The sequence below is a fragment of the Streptomyces sichuanensis genome, from assembly GCF_020328095.1.
Taxonomy (GTDB): Bacteria; Actinomycetota; Actinomycetes; order Streptomycetales; family Streptomycetaceae; genus Streptomyces; species Streptomyces cinnamoneus.
This window is the reverse complement of record NZ_JAIXMK010000012.1, coordinates 21,500-39,233: the sequence shown is the minus strand read 5'-3', so window position 1 is coordinate 39,233 and position 17,734 is coordinate 21,500. Positions and strand designations below refer to the sequence as shown.

Below are 17,734 nucleotides of genomic sequence, written 5' to 3'. Positions count from 1 at the left end.
CCCATCCGCCCCTAGTCCCGGATCAGCAGGAACACGGCCCCCGCCACCAGCGCCAGGACGATCGCGCCCACCCCGTACGCCGGCCGGTTCTCCCGCAGCACCGGCAGGTGGTGGTCCACCGAGTACCGCCCCGGCCCGGTCAGGGCCAAAGCGGTGGCCGACAAGGCGACCAAAAGGGTGAATTCGACGCCCTTCGGCAGGAAGAACCCGCCGTCCCATGTCACACCCAGTGCGTTGACCATCGTGCCCAGCACCGCCGCGGCCGCCAGCGGCGTCAGCAGCCCCAGGGCGAGCCCCAGGCCGCCCAGCGTCTCGCTGAGCCCGGCGACGACGGCCATCGCCTTCGGCGCCGGATAGCCGAGGGCGGCGAAGCCCTTCGCGACGCCGTCGATCCCCGGCCCGTCGAACCAGCCGAACAGCTTCTGCGTGCCGTGCCCCACCATGATGATGCCGAGCATGAGGCGCAGCAGCAGGAGCCCCAGCGAGACGCCCGTCCCCACCCCTGCCGGTGGGGGCGCCGGCCCGCCACGGTCGCCATAGGCATAGGTTCCGCTACGGTGAGTCATGATGGGCACCTTTCTCCGGATCCCTGGATTCCTGGATCCCTCCGGGACGGGCCCCCGAGCCTCTAGATTCCCAGTGTCCCCTTCTGCAGCTTCGCCAGCGCGTCCTCGCCGCCCTCCAGCTCCACCGCGGCGACCTCTTGGCGGCCGAAGGCGAAAAGGGTCAGCTCCCCGGGCTCCCCGGTGACCGTGACCACGGGCGTGCCCCGGCGGGCGACCGCCGTGCGGCCGTCGGGCCGGCGCAGCACCAGCCCCACCGGCGCCCTGCGCCCCAGCAGCCGCGCCGTACGCTCCAGGCGGCTCCACAGTGCGTCGGCGAAGACCGGGTCCAGGGTGCGCGCCGACCACTCGGGCTGGGCGCGGCGCACGTCCTCGGTGTGGACGAAGAACTCGACGGTGTTGGCCGCCTCGTCGACCTGCTTGAGGGCGTACGGCGACAGGCGCGGCGGGCCGGTGCGGATGAGCTGGATCAGCTCCTCGTACGGTTTCGCCGCGAATTCCGCCTGCACTCGCTCCAGGCGGGCCGCCAGCGGCTTGAAGACGATGCCGGCGGCCGCGTCGGAGCGCCGCTCGCGCACCACGACGTGCGCGGCCAGATCGCGGGAGCGCCAGCCGGCGCACAGCGTGGGCGCGTTGGGGCCCACGGTCTCCAACAGGTCGGCGAGGAGCAGACGTTCGCGCTGGGCGTGAGTTGACATGGCGTCAGCCTACGGCTGCGCCCCCTGGCGGGGCCACGCCCACCGGGGCCAGGCGTGTTGGCGTCCCCGGCGGCAAGCCGCGACCGCGGCCCCCGGCCGGCGGCGACGAGGCAGAATGGGGCCATGACCGGCAACGCCCGACCTTCCGGCCCCACGGCCCGCTCCGCTCTCGACCCCGCCATCGCCGCCCGCCTCAAGCGCAGCGCCGACGGCCTGGTCCCCGCCATCGCCCAGCAGTACGACACCGGTGAGGTGCTCATGCTCGGCTGGATGGACGACGAGGCACTGCACCGCACCCTCACCACCGGCCGCTGCACCTACTGGAGCCGCAGCCGCCGGGAGTACTGGGTCAAGGGCGACACCTCCGGGCACGCGCAGCACGTGAAGTCCGTGGCCCTGGACTGCGACGGGGACACCCTCCTGGTGAAGGTCGACCAGGTCGGCCCGGCGTGCCACACGGGCACCCGCACCTGCTTCGATGCCGACAGCCTCCCGCTGGGACAGTAGGCTCCGCTGCCATGGCTGCCACGTCCGCATCTGTCGCCCACGGGTCCGGCGGGGATGTCACCCCCGACGCCGACACCTTCCGCACGCTGGCGAAGGGCCGCCGGGTCATCCCGGTCACCCGCCGCTTCCTCGTCGACGGGGACACGCCTGTCGGCCTCTACCGCAAGCTCGCCGCCGAACGGCCCGGAACGTTCCTCCTGGAATCCGCGGAGAACGGCCGGACCTGGTCCCGCTACTCCTTCATCGGCGTCCGCAGCGCCGCCACCCTCACCGTGCGCGAGGGGGAGGCCCACTGGCTGGGCACCCCGCCCGTGGGCGTGCCCACCACGGGCGACCCGCTGGCCGCCCTGCGGGCCACCGTGCAGGCCCTGCACACCCCGCGCGACCTCATCGAGGGCGTCGGACTGCCGCCCTTCACCGGCGGCATGGTGGGGTACCTCGGCTACGACGTCGTGCGCCGCCTGGAGCGGATCGGCGAGCACCCCGGCGGTGCCGACGGCCTGGACCTGCCCGAGCTGACCATGCTGCTCACCTCCGACCTCGCCGTCCTCGACCACTGGAACGGCACGGTCCTGCTGATCGCCAACGCGATCAACCACAACGACCTGTCGACGGGCGTCGACGAGGCGTACGCCGACGCCGTCGCGCGCCTCGACGCGATGGCCGCCGACCTGTGCCGCCCGGTCCCCACCGAGCCCACCGCCCTGCCGCCCTCGGAGCTGCCGGAGTACACCGCCCGCTGGGGCGGCCCCGACTACATGGCGGCCGTGGACGACATCAAGGAGCGCATCCGCGCGGGCGAGGCGTTCCAGGTCGTGCCCTCGCAGCGGTTCGAGACCCCCTGCACGGCCTCCGCGCTGGACGTCTACCGCGTGCTGCGGGCGACGAACCCGAGCCCGTACATGTACCTGTTCCGGTTCGACGGGTTCGACGTCGTCGGCTCCAGCCCCGAGGCGCTGGTCAAGGTCGAGGACGGGCGGGCGATGGTGCACCCCATCGCCGGCACCCGCCCGCGCGGGGCCACCCCGCAGGAGGACGCGGCGCTCGCCGAGGAGCTCCTGGCCGATCCCAAGGAGCGCGCCGAGCACCTGATGCTCGTCGACCTCGGCCGCAACGACCTCGGCCGGGTCTGCCGGCCCGGCAGCGTCGAGGTCGTCGACTTCATGGCGATCGAGCGCTACAGCCACGTGATGCACATCGTCTCCACCGTCACGGGCCGGCTCGCCGAAGGCCGCACGGCCTTCGACGTGCTCACCGCCTGCTTCCCGGCGGGCACCCTCTCGGGGGCGCCCAAGCCCCGCGCCATGCAGATCATCGAGGAGCTGGAGCCCACCCGGCGCGGCCTCTACGGCGGCTGCGTCGGCTACCTCGACTTCGCGGGGGACTCCGACACCGCCATCGCCATCCGCACCGCGCTCCTGCGCGACGGCACCGCCTACGTCCAGGCGGGCGCCGGCGTCGTCGCCGACTCCGACCCCGCCGCCGAGGACGCCGAATGCCGCAACAAGGCGGCGGCCGTCCTCAGGGCGGTGAACACGGCGAACCGCCTCGGCCGGCCCGGGCGCTAGAGCGGACGTGACCCACGGGGACGTACGGCCGACGTACGCCCCCGTGGGCACGGCCCCCGGCCGACAGGGGATAGTGGTACCCGTGAGCGCAGCCGTACCCCACCCCCGCACCGCCGCCGCCCCGCACTCGACGGGTGGCGCCCGACGCAGCGTCGCCGTCGCCCTCCTGCTGAGCGCGGCCGGCGCCGCGCTCGTCCTGCTGGCCGGCGGCCGCACCTGGTCCGAGGGCACCGCCCCCGTCGCCGAGGGCAGCAGCATCCCGGAGCACGCCAGCGGCCAGGACGTCACCGCCCTGCCCGGCGCGCTGGCCATCGTCGCCCTCGCCGCCCTCGTCGCCGTCTTCGCCGTGCGCGGCGCCGGCCGCACGCTGGTGTCCGCGCTGCTCGCCCTGAGCGGCGCCGGCATCGTCGCCGCCGCGCTCACCGGCGCCGGCGACACCGCCGCGCTGGAGGAGAAGGCCGCCAAGGTCTCCGGCCTCACCCGCGCCTCCATCGAGAACGTCGGCCACACCGCCTGGCCCTGGGTCGCCGTCGCCGGCGGCGTGCTGCTGCTCCTGGCCGGACTGCTCGCCCTGCGCTACGGCCGGCACTGGCCGGCCATGTCCGGCCGCTACGAGCGCGAGGGCGCGCCCCGCGCCCGCCGCACCCGGACCGCCCCCGACCCGGACCGCCCCGAGGAGCTGTGGAAGGCCCTGGACCGCGGCGAGGATCCCACCGGCGGAACGAGCCGGTGACACACGGCCAACCCCGGCGCACGGCGGCCCGGGGCGTCGGGGACAATGGCCCCGAGCGATCTCTGCGCCCGCAGGCGCGTCACAGCAACGAGGAGTCAACTCATGTCGGCTAGCGACCACGGCCACACCCCTGCCGCCTGGACCGGCGTCACCATCGCCTTCATCGGCTTCTGCATCTCGGGCGCGTTCGTCGTGATGGCGAAGCCCGTCGGCTTCTGGGCCGGGATGGTCGTGGTCGCCCTCGGCGGCGTCGTCGGTCTGATCATGCGCTCCATGGGCATGGGCCAGGCCCCCAAGAGCGCCTCGAAGCCCCAGGCGCAGAGGGCCTGACCCCCTCCTTCCCCCGCCTAGGCGCAGCCCGGGCCCGTACGGTCGTCAGAACACGGGCCCTGAGCTGCGCCTTCGTGCTTTCCGGCCGACACTCGGCTGTGTGAGCGCTCCTGCCCGCGGCCCGCGCCGCGCCCGTACGACCGCCCGGTGCGCCGGGCTGGCCGCGCCGCTGGGCGTGGCGGCCGGCCTCGGCGCGGCCGTCGCGTGGGTCGCCGTCGTGGACCCCAACCGGCCCGGCCGCTACCCCGCCTGCCCGCTGCTGCACTGGACGGGCCTGTACTGCCCCGGCTGCGGCGGCCTGCGCGGCCTGCACGCGCTGGCGCACGGCGACCTCGTCACCGCGCTGGGCGCCAACGCCCTGGCCGTCGCCGGGTATGCCGTCTTCGCCGTGCTCTGGGGGGCGTGGCTGGTCCGGGCAGTACGGACGGGTGGGGGTATGCCGGTCGATTTGCGGGCAAAACACTGGTGGGTGCTGGCGGGGATCGTCCTCGCCTTCACGACCGTGCGGAACCTCCCGTTCGGGGCCGCGCTGGCGCCCTGAGGAGTTACTCGCGGGTTCGGACGACGGGAACCTGCGTCAACCGGATGCGAAACCTTCGCCCTCCGGCAAGTACCATCGCAGTTGCCTGGTGGGTTCGTGCCGAGCCGCACCAGTCCAGACCAGCCGAGTCCGGAAGGGGGCCGCTCGCGTGAGTGTGCTCGACGAGATCATCGACGGAGTCCGTGCCGACCTCGCGGAACGGCAGGCGCGCGTCAGCCTCGACGAGCTCAAGGAGCGCGCGGCCAAGGCTCCGCAGGCCCGCGACGGCGCCGCCGCCCTGCGCGGCGAGAACGTCAGCGTGATCTGCGAGGTCAAGCGGTCCAGCCCCTCCAAGGGCGCCCTCGCGGCCATCGCCGACCCGGCCGGCCTCGCCGCCGACTACGAGGCGGGCGGCGCGGCCGTCATCAGCGTCCTCACGGAGCAGCGGCGCTTCGGCGGCTCGCTCGCCGACCTGGAGGCCGTCCGCGCCAAGGTCGACATCCCGATCCTGCGCAAGGACTTCATCGTCACCGCCTACCAGCTGTGGGAGGCGCGGGCCTACGGAGCCGACCTCGCCCTGCTGATCGTCGCCGCGCTGGAGCAGGAGGCCCTCGTCTCCCTCATCGAGCGGGCCGAGTCCATCGGGCTCACCCCGCTGGTCGAGGTGCACGACGAGGAGGAGGTGCAGCGCGCGGTGGACGCCGGCGCCCGCATCATCGGCGTCAACGCCCGCAACCTCAAGACCCTGGAGGTCGACCGCGGCACCTTCGCCCGCGTCGCCCCCGAGATCCCGGACGGCATCATCAAGATCGCCGAATCCGGCGTGCGCGGCCCGCACGACCTCATCGCCTACGCCAACGAGGGCGCCGACGCCGTGCTGGTGGGCGAGTCCCTGGTCACCGGCCGTGACCCCAAGGGCGCCGTCGCCGACCTCGTCGCCGCCGGGGCCCACCCGGCCCTGCGGCAGCACGGACGGGGCTGACCGAGCCATGAGGGCGTACGCGCGTCTGGCCCGGGGGTGCCGCCCCCGGGGCTGCCGTGCGCCCGCGCGCCGCATACTCGGGCGGCGCGTGCGGTACCACATCGGCTGTGAGCCGGGCCAGATCAACGGGATGCGATGGCGCCGCAGCGCCGAGCTGTAGCTTCCCGTCATCGCCGGGTGCAGCGCCGTCGCCCCTCCCGCCGTGCGGCAGGAGGTGGCCACCGGCGGCGGGCGTTCGCGTCCGACCGCCCGCCCGTCACCCGGATCGCCCACAGATCCGCATGAGGAGTACCTCCGTGTCCTCTGACTTCTTCGTCCCCGACCCCGAGGGATCGGTACCCACCGCCACCGGCTACTTCGGCGCGTTCGGCGGCAAGTTCATCCCCGAGGCGCTCGTCGCCGTCGTCGACGAGGTCGCCGCCGAGTACGAGAAGGCCAAGGCCGACCCCGCCTTCGCCGCCGAGCTCAACGACCTGATGGTCAACTACACCGGCCGTCCCAGCGCCCTCACCGAGGTGCCGCGGTTCGCCGGACACGCGGGCGGCGCCCGCGTCTTCCTCAAGCGCGAGGACCTCAACCACACCGGCTCACACAAGATCAACAACGTGCTGGGCCAGGCGCTGCTCACCAAGCGCATGGGCAAGACCCGCGTCATCGCCGAGACCGGCGCCGGGCAGCACGGCGTGGCCACCGCCACCGCCTGCGCCCTCTTCGGCCTCGAATGCACCATCTACATGGGCGAGGTCGACACCCAGCGACAGGCGCTCAACGTCGCCCGCATGCGGATGCTCGGCGCCGAGGTCATCGCCGTGAAGTCCGGCAGCCGCACCCTCAAGGACGCCATCAACGAGGCGTTCCGCGACTGGGTCGCCAACGTCGACCGCACCCACTACCTCTTCGGCACGGTCGCCGGCCCGCACCCCTTCCCGGCGCTGGTCCGCGACTTCCACCGCGTCATCGGCGTGGAGGCCCGCCGCCAGATCCTGGAGCGCGCCGGCCGGCTGCCGGACGCGGCCGTCGCCTGCGTCGGCGGCGGCTCCAACGCCATCGGCCTCTTCCACGCCTTCATCCCCGACGAGGGCGTCCGGCTGATCGGCTGCGAGCCGGGCGGCCACGGCGTCGAGAGCGGCGAGCACGCGGCCACCCTCACCGCCGGCACCCCCGGCATCCTGCACGGCTCCCGCAGCTACGTCCTGCAGGACGAGGACGGCCAGATCACCGAGCCGTACTCCATCTCCGCGGGCCTCGACTACCCGGGCATCGGCCCCGAGCACTCCTACCTCAAGGACATCGGCCGCGCCGAGTACCGCGCCGTCACCGACGACGACGCCATGCAGGCCCTGCGCCTGCTCTCGCGCACCGAGGGCATCATCCCGGCCATCGAGAGCGCCCACGCGCTGGCCGGCGCCCTGGAGCTCGGCCGCGAGCTCGGCAAGGACGGGCTGATCCTGGTCAACCTCTCCGGCCGCGGCGACAAGGACATGGACACGGCGGCCCGCTACTTCGGGCTGTACGACAACGACGCCGAGGGGGCCGAGTGATGGCGGGCAACATCGAACTGCTGAACTCGGTCCTGGCCGCGGCCGCGTCCGAGAACCGCGCCGCGCTCGTCGGCTACCTCCCCGCGGGCTTCCCCACGGTCGCCGACGGCGTACGGGCCATCACGGCCATGCTCGACGGCGGTTGCGACGTCGTCGAGGTCGGCCTGCCGCACAGTGACCCGGTCCTGGACGGCCCGGTCATCCAGACCGCCGACGACATCGCCCTGCGCGGCGGCATCAAGATCACCGACGTCCTCCGCACGGTCAGGGAGGCGCACGAGATCACCGGCGCGCCCGTCCTGGTGATGACCTACTGGAACCCGGTCGACGCCTACGGCGTGGAGCGCTTCGCGGCCGACCTCGCGGCAGCGGGCGGCGCGGGCTGCATCCTGCCCGACCTGCCGGTCGAGGAGTCCGAGGTCTGGCGCAAGGCCGCCGAACAGCACGGCCTGGCCACGGTGTTCGTGGTCGCGCCGAGCAGCCGCGACGACCGCCTCGCCAAGATCACGGCAGCGGGCAGCGGCTTCGTCTACGCCGCCTCCCTGATGGGCGTGACGGGCACGCGGGAGTCGGTCGGCCAGGAGGCCCAGGACCTGGTCCGCCGCACCCGCGCCGTGACGTCGCTGCCGGTGTGCGTCGGCCTCGGCGTCTCCAACGCCGAACAGGCGGCCCAGGTCGCCCAGTTCGCCGACGGAGTCATCGTCGGCTCGGCCTTCGTCAAGCGGCTGCTGGACGCCTCCGACCTGGACAGCGGCCTCGCCGCGGTCCGCGCCCTGGCGGGCGAACTGGCAGAGGGCGTACGCAAGCGCGCGTAACTCTTTTGAAGGAAACGACGGCCGGGGGTGCGCTGGTGCGCACCCCCGGTTCGTTGTACCGGGACGTGAGCCAGAAGAACAGCGACGGAAAGCGCAGCGCCCGCGAGCGCCTGCAGGAACAGCGCCAGCGGGAGGAGTCCCGGGCCAAGCGCAAGCGGACCCTGATCGCGGGCGTCGTGGTGGTGGCGGTCCTCGGCGCGGGCGCCGGCATCGCGGCCCTGGTGGCAGGCTCCACGAGCGGCAAGGACAACAAGCGCAAGACGTCCGGCCCGGTCGTCGCCCCCCGGGGCGCGACGGGCAAGGACGACCTCGCCATCCCGGTGGGCGACCAGTCCGCCAAGGCCACCCTGGTCGTCTACGAGGACTTCCGCTGCCCCGGCTGCGGCCAGTTCGAGAACGGCTTCCGCGACACCATCCACGACCTGCAGAACAAGCGCCAGCTCAAGGCCGAGTACCACCTGGTCGCCCTGATCGACAAGAACCTCCACGGCACCGGCTCCGTCAACGCCGCCAACGCCGCGGCCTGTGCCCAGGACGCCGGCAAGTTCCTCGCCTACCACGACGAGCTCTACAAGAACCAGCCGCCGGAGACCGACGACGCCTACGGCAAGAAGGCGAAGCTGCTGGAACTGGCCGGCAGGATCGACGGCCTGAAGACCCCGGCCTTCGAGAAGTGCCTCAACGACGGCACCCACGACAGCTGGGTCCAGAAGTCCCAGGACAACTTCAGCACCTCGGGCCTGCGCGGCACCCCCACGGTCGTCCTCAACGGCAAGAGCCTCTACGACGACCCGACGAAGCCGCTGACGCCGGAGAAGTTCCGGCAACTGGTGGCGGAGGCGCAGAAGTAGCGGAGGGGTACGTTCCGTAATGTCGGTGGCCAGAACAGCAGCCCCTCCCTGGCCTTCCACGGAGTGAAGGGCGTGGTCGAGGAGATGCCGGACGCCATCGTCCGCAAGATCCTTATGCGGTGCGGGCCTACCGTGAGTAAAGGGGGGCGGGGCGGCCGCTCTGGGACTCGGCGGCGGCACAGGGTAGGTTCGTAGCTGTCATGGAACTCGCATACATCCCCAGCCCCTCGACCGGGGTGGTCTATCTCGGACCGATCCCGCTGCGCGGCTATGCCTTCTGCATCATCATCGGCGTCTTCGTCGCCGTCTGGCTCGGCAACAAGCGCTGGATCGCCCGCGGCGGCCGGGCCGGGACCGTGGCCGACATCGCCGTGTGGGCGGTGCCCTTCGGGCTCGTCGGCGGGCGGCTCTACCACGTGATCACCGACTACGAGCTGTACTTCGGCTCGGGGCGGAACTGGGTGGACGCCTTCAAGATCTGGGAAGGCGGCCTCGGCATCTGGGGCGCCGTCGCGCTCGGCGCGGTCGGGGCGTGGATCGGGTGCCGGCGCCGGGGGATCCCGCTGCCGGCCTACGCGGACGCCATCGCGCCCGGCATCGCCCTCGCCCAGGCCATCGGGCGCTGGGGCAACTGGTTCAACCAGGAGCTCTACGGCAAGGCCACCGACCTGCCGTGGGCGCTGAAGATCGACGCGGACCCGGCCATCGGGCGCGTCGCCGGTACGTACCACCCGACGTTCCTCTACGAGTCGCTGTGGTGCCTGGGCGTCGCCGCCCTGGTGATCTTCGCCGACCGGAAGTTCCGGCTCGGGCACGGGCGGGCCTTCGCCCTCTACGTCGCCGCCTACACCGTCGGGCGCTTCTGGACCGAGTACCTCCGCGTCGACGAGGCCCATCACGTGCTCGGCCTGCGGCTCAACGGGTGGACCTCGATCCTGGTCTTCCTCGCCGCCGTGGCCTACATCGTGATCTCCGCCAAGCGGGTCCCCGGGCGGGAGACCGTCGTGGAGCCGGCCGCCGATGCGGACGCGGGCGCGGATGCGGGCGCGGATGCACATGCGGTTGCGGATGCCGGGAACAAGGCCGTCAAGGCCGCCAAGCCCGCCAAGCCTGCCGAGCCTGCCAAGTCTGCCGAGCCCGCCAAGCCGGCCGCGGCCAAGCCCGCCGCGGCCAAGCCCGCCGGTGCCAAGCCCGAGGACTCCTCCTCCGGCAGCACCAAGAAGCTCTGACGCACAGCGGCACCCCTGCGTCACCCCGGCCCCCACGGCTCGTCCGTGGGGGCCGGTTTTCTTTCCCGGTTTCCTCCTCCGCCCGGGAATTTTCCGGAGCCCGCCGCAAAACCGCAGGTCAGAGAGGTAAGTTCGGCCTTCCTTGCTGGCAGGGCACCCGTGTTCGTGCGTACCTTCGGATCTCAGAGGGGTGGGGCGTCGGGCCCGTGCCCCTGGGGAAGGGAGCGTTCGGAGAATGGCTGTCCTGGATACGGCCGCGGCGACACACGCCGCCCACCGTGACAATCACACGCACCGCGACGTGAACGGCGGCTGGCTGCGCCCCGCCGTGTTCGGTGCCATGGACGGACTCGTCTCCAACGTGGCCTTGATGACGGGTGTGGCCGGTGGCACCGCCTCCTCGGAGGCGATCGTCATAGCCGGCCTCGCCGGCCTGGCCGCTGGAGCGTTCTCCATGGCGGCCGGCGAGTACACCTCGGTCGCCTCGCAGCGCGAGCTCGTCCTCGCCGAGCTGGACGTCGAGCGGCGCGAGCTGCGCAAGCACCCGGTGGACGAGCTGCAGGAGCTGGCGGCGCTGTACGAGTCGCGCGGCGTCGAGCCGAAGCTGGCCCGCGAGGTCGCCCGGCAGCTGTCGAAGGACCCCGAGCAGGCGCTGGAGATCCACGCCCGCGAGGAACTCGGCATCGACCCCTCCGACCTGCCCTCTCCCACGGTCGCCGCCGCCTCCTCCTTCGGTTCGTTCGCGCTGGGTGCCCTGCTGCCGGTCCTGCCCTATCTGCTGGGTGCCACCGAGCTGTGGCCTGCGGTGCTGCTGGCGCTGCTGGGACTGTTCGCCTGCGGCGCCGTCGTGGCGCGGGTGACGGCCCGGTCGTGGTGGTTCAGCGGGCTGCGCCAGCTGGTGCTCGGCGGTGCCGCGGCGGGTGTGACGTACCTCCTCGGTATTGCCTTCGGCACGGCTGTCGGGTAATTCTTATGCGGGCTGCCGCATAACGCACGCGTTTCTGCGCGGTTTCAGGCCCTGAGTGGCCGGGCACAATCCGGAAGCGCAGCGGGCAACGCCGCCCGCGTCCCGCTTTTCCTTCCGGTGCGGCCGGGCCTGGTGATCCCATGGTTCCCGGAGCGCCTCACCGCAACGTCCGGCAGCCATCCGGCCGCCGTCCGGTGGCCGCATGTGTCCACATGGTGGAATGTGTCTTCCATATTCTGGAGAACGCTTCATCCTGTAGCTCACACCACTCGCACCACCTTTCGCACCACCTTCTTCAGCAGAGGGCCAGCGTCGTCCCTCGGCACATGCATCACGACATGACTGCCAGACGACGACGGGAGCGCCGATGCGCCACGCATCCCACCCCGCCCCGCAGGGGATGTACGACCCTCGCAACGAGCACGACGCCTGTGGCGTGGGCTTCGTCGCGACTCTCACCGGCGAGGCGAGCCACGCGCTCGTCGAACAGGCGCTCACCGTCCTGCGCAACATGGAGCACCGCGGCGCCACCGGCTCGGACCCCGACTCGGGCGACGGCGCCGGCATCCTCCTGCAGGTCCCGGACGCCTTCCTGCGCGAGAGCGTGGACTTCACCCTCCCGGCCGCCGGCTCCTACGCCGTCGGCATCGGCTTCCTGCCCGCCGAGCCCGCGGACGCGGCCGGCGCCGTCTCGCACATCGAGACGATCGCCGCCGAAGAGGGCCTGGCCGTCCTCGGCTGGCGCGAGGTCCCCGTCGCCCCCGAGCTCCTCGGCGCCGGCGCCCGGGCCACCATGCCCGCCTTCCGCCAGCTGTTCGTGGCGGACACCGACGGCGAGGCGACCGGCCTCGTCCTCGACCGCAAGGCATTCGCCCTGCGCAAGCGCGCCGAGCGCGAGGCGGACACGTACTTCCCCTCGCTGTCCTCCCGGACCATCGTCTACAAGGGCATGCTCACCACCGGGCAGCTGGAGCCGTTCTTCCCGGACCTCTCCGACCGCCGCTGCGCCACCGCCATCGCGCTGGTCCACTCCCGCTTCTCCACCAACACCTTCCCCAGCTGGCCGCTCGCCCACCCGTACCGCTTCGTCGCCCACAACGGCGAGATCAACACGGTCAAGGGCAACCGCAACTGGATGCGCGCCCGCGAGTCCCAGCTGGCCAGCGAGCTGTTCGGCCCGGACCGGGACCTGGACCGCCTCTTCCCCGTCTGCACCCCCGACGCCTCCGACTCCGCCTCCTTCGACGAGGTCCTGGAGCTGCTCCACCTCGGCGGGCGCTCCCTGCCGCACAGCGTGCTGATGATGATCCCCGAGGCATGGGAGAACCACGCCTCCATGGACCCCGCCCGGCGCGCCTTCTACCAGTACCACTCCACCCTGATGGAGCCCTGGGACGGACCGGCCTGCGTCACCTTCACCGACGGCACCCTCGTCGGCGCCGTCCTCGACCGCAACGGCCTGCGCCCCGGCCGCTACTGGGTCACCGACGACGGCCTCGTCGTGCTCTCCTCCGAGGTCGGCGTCCTCGACATCGACCCCGCCAAGGTCGTCCGCAAGGGCCGCCTGCAGCCCGGCAAGATGTTCCTCGTCGACACCGAGGGCCACCGCATCATCGAGGACGACGAGATCAAGGCCGCCCTCGCCGCCGAGCAGCCCTACCGGGAGTGGCTGGAAGCCGGCCTCATCGACCTGGCCGACCTCCCCGAGCGCGAGCACATCGTGCACACCCACGCCTCGGTCACCCGCCGCCAGCAGACCTTCGGCTACACCGAGGAAGAGCTGCGCGTCATCCTCGCCCCGATGGCGAAGTCCGGCGCCGAGCCCATCGGATCGATGGGCACCGATTCCCCCATCGCCGCGCTCTCCGAGCGGCCCCGCCTGCTCTTCGACTACTTCACCCAGCTCTTCGCGCAGGTCACCAACCCGCCGCTGGACGCCATCCGCGAGGAGCTCGTCACCTCGCTCGTCTCCTCCCTCGGCCCGCAGCGCAACCTGCTCGACCCGACCGCCGCGTCCTGTCGCAGCGTGACCCTCCCCTTCCCGGTCATCGACAACGACGAGCTGGCCAAGCTCATCCACATCAACGCCGACGGCGACCTGCCGGGCCTGAAGGCCGCCACCCTCTCCGGCCTCTACCGCGTCTCCGGCGGCGGCGAGGCCCTGGCCGCGCGCCTGACGGCGATGTGCGCCGAGGCCGACGCCGCCATCGCCGGCGGCGCCCGCCTCATCGTGCTCTCCGACCGTCACTCCGACGCCGAGCACGCCCCCATCCCCTCCCTGCTGCTGACCTCGGCCATCCACCACCACCTCATCCGCACCAAGCAGCGCACCCAGGTGGGCCTGCTGGTCGAGGCCGGTGACGTCCGCGAGGTCCACCACGTCGCGCTGCTCATCGGCTACGGCGCGGCGGCGGTCAACCCCTACCTGGCCATGGAGTCCGTGGAGGACCTCGTCCGCGCAGGGACGTTCCTGCCGGACCTGGCCCCCGAGGACGCCATCCGCAACCTCATCAAGGCGCTCGGCAAGGGCGTCCTGAAGGTCATGTCCAAGATGGGCATCTCCACCGTCGCCTCCTACCGCGGTGCCCAGGTCTTCGAGGCCGTCGGCCTCGACGAGACCTTCGTGGACACCTACTTCCACGGCACCGCCACCAAGATCGGCGGCGCCGGCCTGGACGTCGTCGCCCGTGAGGTCGCGGCCCGGCACGCCAAGGCGTACCCCGCCACCGGCATCCCCGCCAGCCACCGCCGCCTCGACATCGGCGGCGAGTACCAGTGGCGCCGCGAGGGCGAGCCGCACCTGTTCGACCCCGACACCGTCTTCCGGCTCCAGCACTCCACCCGCGCCCGCCGCTACGACATCTTCAAGCAGTACACGCAGCGCGTGGACGAGCAGTCCGAGCGCCTGATGACCCTGCGCGGCCTGTTCTCCTTCAAGAGCGACCGCACCCCCGTCCCCCTCGACGAGGTCGAACCCGTCAGCGCCATCGTCAAGCGCTTCTCCACCGGCGCCATGTCGTACGGCTCCATCTCCCAGGAGGCGCACGAGACGCTCGCCATCGCCATGAACCGGCTGGGCGCCAAGTCCAACACCGGTGAGGGCGGCGAGGACCCCGAGCGCCTCTACGACCCCACGCGCCGCTCCAGCATCAAGCAGGTGGCGTCCGGCCGCTTCGGCGTCACCAGCGAGTACCTCGTCAACTCCGACGACATCCAGATCAAGATGGCCCAGGGCGCCAAGCCCGGCGAGGGCGGCCAGCTGCCCGGCCACAAGGTCTACCCCTGGGTCGCGAAAACCCGGCACTCCACCCCCGGCGTCGGCCTGATCTCACCGCCCCCGCACCACGACATCTACTCCATCGAGGACCTCGCCCAGCTCATCCACGACCTCAAGAACGCCAACCCCGCCGCCCGCATCCACGTGAAGCTGGTGTCCGAGGTCGGCGTCGGCACGGTCGCGGCGGGCGTCTCCAAGGCCCACGCCGACGTCGTCCTCATCTCCGGCCACGACGGCGGCACCGGCGCCTCCCCGCTGACCTCCCTCAAGCACGCGGGCGGCCCCTGGGAGCTCGGCCTCGCCGAGACCCAGCAGACCCTGCTGCTCAACGGCCTGCGCGATCGCATCGTCGTGCAGACCGACGGCCAGCTCAAGACCGGCCGCGACGTGATCGTCGCCGCCCTCCTGGGCGCCGAGGAGTTCGGCTTCGCGACCGCACCCCTGGTCGTCTCCGGCTGCGTCATGATGCGCGTCTGCCACCTGGACACCTGCCCCGTCGGCATCGCCACCCAGAACCCGGTCCTGCGCGAGCGCTTCAACGGCAAGGCCGAATTCGTCGTCAACTTCTTCGAGTTCATCGCCGAGGAGGTCCGCGAGATCCTCGCCGAGCTGGGCTTCCGCACCCTGGAGGAGGCCGTCGGCCACGCCGAACTCCTCGACACCAGCAAGGCCGTGACCCACTGGAAGGCCCAGGGCCTCGACCTCGCCCCCCTGCTGCACGTGCCGGACCTGCCCGCCGGGGCCGCCCGCCACCGCACCACCGCACAGGACCACGGCCTGGCCAAGGCGCTCGACAACCAGCTGATCAAGCTCGCCGCCGACGCCCTCAACACCGTCGGCGCCGAGGCCCCCCAGCCCGTCCGCGCCCAGCTGCCCATCCGCAACATCAACCGCACCGTCGGCACCATGCTCGGCCACGAGGTGACCAAGAAGTACGGCGGCGCCGGACTCCCCGACGACACCGTCGACATCACCTTCACCGGCTCCGCCGGCCAGTCCTTCGGCGCCTTCCTGCCGCGCGGCGTCACCCTGCGCCTGGAGGGCGACGCCAACGACTACGTCGGCAAGGGCCTCTCCGGCGGCCGCATCGTGGTGCGCCCCGACCGCGGCGCCGACCACCTCGCCGAGTACTCCACCATCGCCGGCAACACCCTCGCCTACGGCGCCACCGGCGGCGAGCTGTACCTGCGCGGCAGCGTCGGCGAACGCTTCTGCGTCCGCAACTCCGGCGCCACCGTCGTCTCCGAGGGCGTCGGCGACCACGGCTGCGAGTACATGACCGGCGGCAAGGCCGTCGTCCTCGGCCCCACCGGCCGCAACTTCGCGGCCGGCATGTCCGGCGGCGTGGCCTACGTCATCGACCTGGACCCCGACAACGTCAACAAGGAGCTGGCCGCCGCCGTCGACACCCTCGACGCCGACGACCGGCAGTGGCTGCACGACGTGGTGCGCCGCCACCACGAGGAGACCGCCTCCACCGTCGCGGCCGGCCTCCTCGCCGACTGGGACACGGCCGTGACCCGCTTCCGCAAGGTCATGCCGACCACGTACAAGGCAGTGCTCGCCGCCAAGGACGCCGCCGAGCGAGCCGGTCTCACCGAGACCGAGACCCACGAGAAGATGATGGAGGCGGCGACCCATGGCTGACCCGAAGGGCTTTCTCACCACCGACCGCGAGGTCGCCCGCACCCGCCCCGTCGCCGAGCGCGTCCGCGACTGGAACGAGGTCTACGTCCCCGGCTCCCTGCTGCCGATCGTGACCAAGCAGGCGAGCCGCTGCATGGACTGCGGCATCCCGTTCTGCCACAACGGCTGCCCCCTCGGAAACCTCATCCCCGAGTGGAACGACTACGCCTACCGCGACGACTGGCAGGCCGCCGGCGAGCGGCTGCACGCCACCAACAACTTCCCCGAGTTCACCGGCCGCCTGTGCCCGGCGCCCTGCGAGTCCGCCTGTGTGCTCGGCATCAACCAGCAGCCCGTCACCATCAAGAACGTCGAAGTCACCATCATCGACAAGGCGTGGGAGGCCGGGGACGTCACCCCGCAGCCGCCCGAGCGGCTCTCCGGCAAGACCGTCGCCGTCATCGGCTCCGGCCCCGCCGGCCTCGCCGCCGCCCAGCAGCTGACCCGGGCCGGCCACACCGTCGCCGTCTACGAGCGCGCCGACCGCATCGGCGGCCTGCTGCGCTACGGCATCCCCGAGTTCAAGATGGAGAAGCGGCACATCAACCGCCGCATCGAGCAGATGCGCGCGGAGGGCACCAAGTTCCGCACCGAGGTGGAGATCGGCCGCGACATCGACGCCGCCAAGCTGCGCAAGCGCTACGACGCCGTCGTCATCGCCGCCGGCGCCACCACCTCCCGCGACCTGCCCGTGCCCGGCCGCGACCTCAAGGGCGTCCACTTCGCCATGGAGTACCTGCCCCTGGCCAACAAGGTGCAGGAGGGCGACCTGACGGTCTCCCCGATCACCGCCGAGGGCAAGCACGTCGTCGTCATCGGCGGCGGCGACACCGGCGCCGACTGCGTCGGCACCGCCCACCGCCAGGGCGCCGCGTCCGTCACCCAGCTGGAGATCATGCCCAGGCCGGGGGAGCAGCGGAACGAGGGCCAGCCCTGGCCCACCTTCCCCATGCTCTACAAGGTCACCTCGGCCCACGAGGAGGGCGGCGAGCGCATCTACTCCGTCTCCACCACCCACTTCGAGGGCGACGAGGACGGCAACGTCCAGTGGCTGCACCTCGTCGAGGTGGAGTTCACCGGCGGCAAGCTCACGCAGAAGCCCGGCACCGAGCGTCGCATCCCCGCCCAGCTCGTCACCCTCGCGATGGGTTTCACCGGCACCGACCGACAGAACGGTCTCGTCGAGCAGTTCGGCCTGGAGCTGGACGAGCGCGGCAACATCGCCCGCGACGCCGACTACGCCACCAACGTCCCCGGCGTGTTCGTCGCCGGTGACGCCGGCCGCGGCCAGTCGCTGATCGTCTGGGCCATTGCCGAGGGCCGCTCCGCCGCCCGCGGCGTGGACCGCCACCTCACCGGGACCAGCACCCTGCCGGCCCCCGTCAGGCCGACGGACCGCGCGCTCAGCGTCTGACCCACCGGGCGTCCGGCACACCGGGCGCCTCACCACACCGGGCCGCCGCGCGG

General features: G+C 72.3%; 16 protein-coding genes. 14 read left to right on the top strand and 2 right to left on the bottom strand.

The genetic code is table 11. The features are described from left to right. Window positions 1-11: 11 nt before the first annotated feature. The gene (locus tag LE181_RS06400; RefSeq protein ID WP_225660171.1) at window positions 12-566 is read right to left on the bottom strand and encodes a DoxX family protein; all 555 of its coding nucleotides are present in this window, start codon (window positions 564-566) and stop codon (window positions 12-14) included. Between the two features lie 62 nt (window positions 567-628). Continuing rightward, window positions 629-1,261, bottom strand: a complete 633-nt coding sequence (locus LE181_RS06395; RefSeq protein ID WP_225660170.1) for a TIGR03085 family metal-binding protein — start codon at window positions 1,259-1,261, stop codon at window positions 629-631. Between the two features lie 123 nt (window positions 1,262-1,384). On the opposite strand from LE181_RS06395, the gene hisI reads away from it, so the two are divergent. The 14 genes from hisI (at window position 1,385) to LE181_RS06330 (ending at window position 17,681) form a co-directional block, all read left to right on the top strand. Continuing rightward, complete coding sequence (hisI, locus tag LE181_RS06390; RefSeq protein WP_225660169.1) at window positions 1,385-1,768, top strand: phosphoribosyl-AMP cyclohydrolase; 384 nt, start codon at window positions 1,385-1,387, stop codon at window positions 1,766-1,768. A gap of 11 nt (window positions 1,769-1,779) precedes the next feature. Continuing rightward, a complete protein-coding gene (locus LE181_RS06385; RefSeq protein WP_225660168.1) occupies window positions 1,780-3,336 on the top strand; it encodes an anthranilate synthase component I in 1,557 nt (518 codons plus the stop codon). Between the two features lie 82 nt (window positions 3,337-3,418). Beyond that, window positions 3,419-4,069 (top strand): TIGR02234 family membrane protein, encoded by a 651-nt coding sequence (locus LE181_RS06380; protein ID WP_372458262.1) that lies wholly within the window; start codon window positions 3,419-3,421, stop codon window positions 4,067-4,069. 102 nt (window positions 4,070-4,171) lie between these two features. Then, window positions 4,172-4,399 (top strand): HGxxPAAW family protein, encoded by a 228-nt coding sequence (locus LE181_RS06375; protein ID WP_225660167.1) that lies wholly within the window; start codon window positions 4,172-4,174, stop codon window positions 4,397-4,399. A gap of 100 nt (window positions 4,400-4,499) precedes the next feature. Further along, entirely contained in the window at window positions 4,500-4,940 is a 441-nt protein-coding gene (locus LE181_RS06370) for a DUF2752 domain-containing protein (RefSeq protein ID WP_225660166.1), read from the top strand. 148 nt (window positions 4,941-5,088) lie between these two features. After that, a complete protein-coding gene (gene trpC / locus LE181_RS06365; RefSeq protein WP_225660165.1) occupies window positions 5,089-5,901 on the top strand; it encodes an indole-3-glycerol phosphate synthase TrpC in 813 nt (270 codons plus the stop codon). 7 nt (window positions 5,902-5,908) lie between these two features. Beyond that, window positions 5,909-6,061 carry a tryptophan biosynthesis modulator TrpM gene (trpM, locus tag LE181_RS32605; RefSeq protein ID WP_372458261.1) on the top strand — a complete coding sequence of 51 codons (153 nt, stop codon included), beginning with the start codon at window positions 5,909-5,911 and terminating at the stop codon, window positions 6,059-6,061. 136 nt (window positions 6,062-6,197) lie between these two features. Further along, window positions 6,198-7,442, top strand: coding sequence for a tryptophan synthase subunit beta (trpB, locus tag LE181_RS06360; protein WP_225660164.1), 1,245 nt, complete (start codon window positions 6,198-6,200; stop codon window positions 7,440-7,442). Next, window positions 7,442-8,257, top strand: coding sequence for a tryptophan synthase subunit alpha (gene trpA / locus LE181_RS06355; protein WP_225660163.1), 816 nt, complete (start codon window positions 7,442-7,444; stop codon window positions 8,255-8,257). Before trpB ends, trpA begins: the two co-directional genes overlap by 1 nt. A 65-nt stretch (window positions 8,258-8,322) precedes the next feature. Continuing rightward, window positions 8,323-9,108, top strand: a complete 786-nt coding sequence (locus LE181_RS06350) for a DsbA family protein (protein ID WP_225660188.1) — start codon at window positions 8,323-8,325, stop codon at window positions 9,106-9,108. A gap of 200 nt (window positions 9,109-9,308) precedes the next feature. After that, a complete protein-coding gene (lgt, locus tag LE181_RS06345) occupies window positions 9,309-10,337 on the top strand; it encodes a prolipoprotein diacylglyceryl transferase (protein WP_225660162.1) in 1,029 nt (342 codons plus the stop codon). Window positions 10,338-10,572: 235 nt separating this feature from the next. After that, window positions 10,573-11,304 carry a VIT1/CCC1 transporter family protein gene (locus LE181_RS06340; protein ID WP_225660161.1) on the top strand — a complete coding sequence of 244 codons (732 nt, stop codon included), beginning with the start codon at window positions 10,573-10,575 and terminating at the stop codon, window positions 11,302-11,304. 367 nt (window positions 11,305-11,671) lie between these two features. Then, window positions 11,672-16,228: a glutamate synthase large subunit gene (gene gltB, locus LE181_RS06335; protein ID WP_225660160.1), complete on the top strand. Its 4,557-nt coding sequence runs from the start codon at window positions 11,672-11,674 to the stop codon at window positions 16,226-16,228. Continuing rightward, window positions 16,221-17,681, top strand: a complete 1,461-nt coding sequence (locus LE181_RS06330) for a glutamate synthase subunit beta (RefSeq protein WP_225660159.1) — start codon at window positions 16,221-16,223, stop codon at window positions 17,679-17,681. The genes gltB and LE181_RS06330 overlap by 8 nt, the downstream gene beginning before the upstream one ends. Window positions 17,682-17,734 lie beyond the last annotated feature (53 nt).

Bases quoted from the DNA above. Each gene is read 5' to 3' on its own strand.
- hisI (WP_225660169.1), top strand. From the start codon at position 1,385: ATGACCGGCAACGCCCGACCTTCCGGCCCCACGGCCCGCTCCGCTCTC.
- LE181_RS06395 (WP_225660170.1), bottom strand. From the start codon at position 1,261: ATGTCAACTCACGCCCAGCGCGAACGTCTGCTCCTCGCCGACCTGTTG.
- trpM (WP_372458261.1), top strand. From the start codon at position 5,909: ATGAGGGCGTACGCGCGTCTGGCCCGGGGGTGCCGCCCCCGGGGCTGC.
- LE181_RS06340 (WP_225660161.1), top strand. From the start codon at position 10,573: ATGGCTGTCCTGGATACGGCCGCGGCGACACACGCCGCCCACCGTGAC.
- LE181_RS06400 (WP_225660171.1), bottom strand. From the start codon at position 566: ATGACTCACCGTAGCGGAACCTATGCCTATGGCGACCGTGGCGGGCCG.
- trpA (WP_225660163.1), top strand. From the start codon at position 7,442: ATGGCGGGCAACATCGAACTGCTGAACTCGGTCCTGGCCGCGGCCGCG.
- lgt (WP_225660162.1), top strand. From the start codon at position 9,309: ATGGAACTCGCATACATCCCCAGCCCCTCGACCGGGGTGGTCTATCTC.
- gltB (WP_225660160.1), top strand. From the start codon at position 11,672: ATGCGCCACGCATCCCACCCCGCCCCGCAGGGGATGTACGACCCTCGC.
- LE181_RS06385 (WP_225660168.1), top strand. From the start codon at position 1,780: ATGGCTGCCACGTCCGCATCTGTCGCCCACGGGTCCGGCGGGGATGTC.
- LE181_RS06330 (WP_225660159.1), top strand. From the start codon at position 16,221: ATGGCTGACCCGAAGGGCTTTCTCACCACCGACCGCGAGGTCGCCCGC.
- LE181_RS06375 (WP_225660167.1), top strand. From the start codon at position 4,172: ATGTCGGCTAGCGACCACGGCCACACCCCTGCCGCCTGGACCGGCGTC.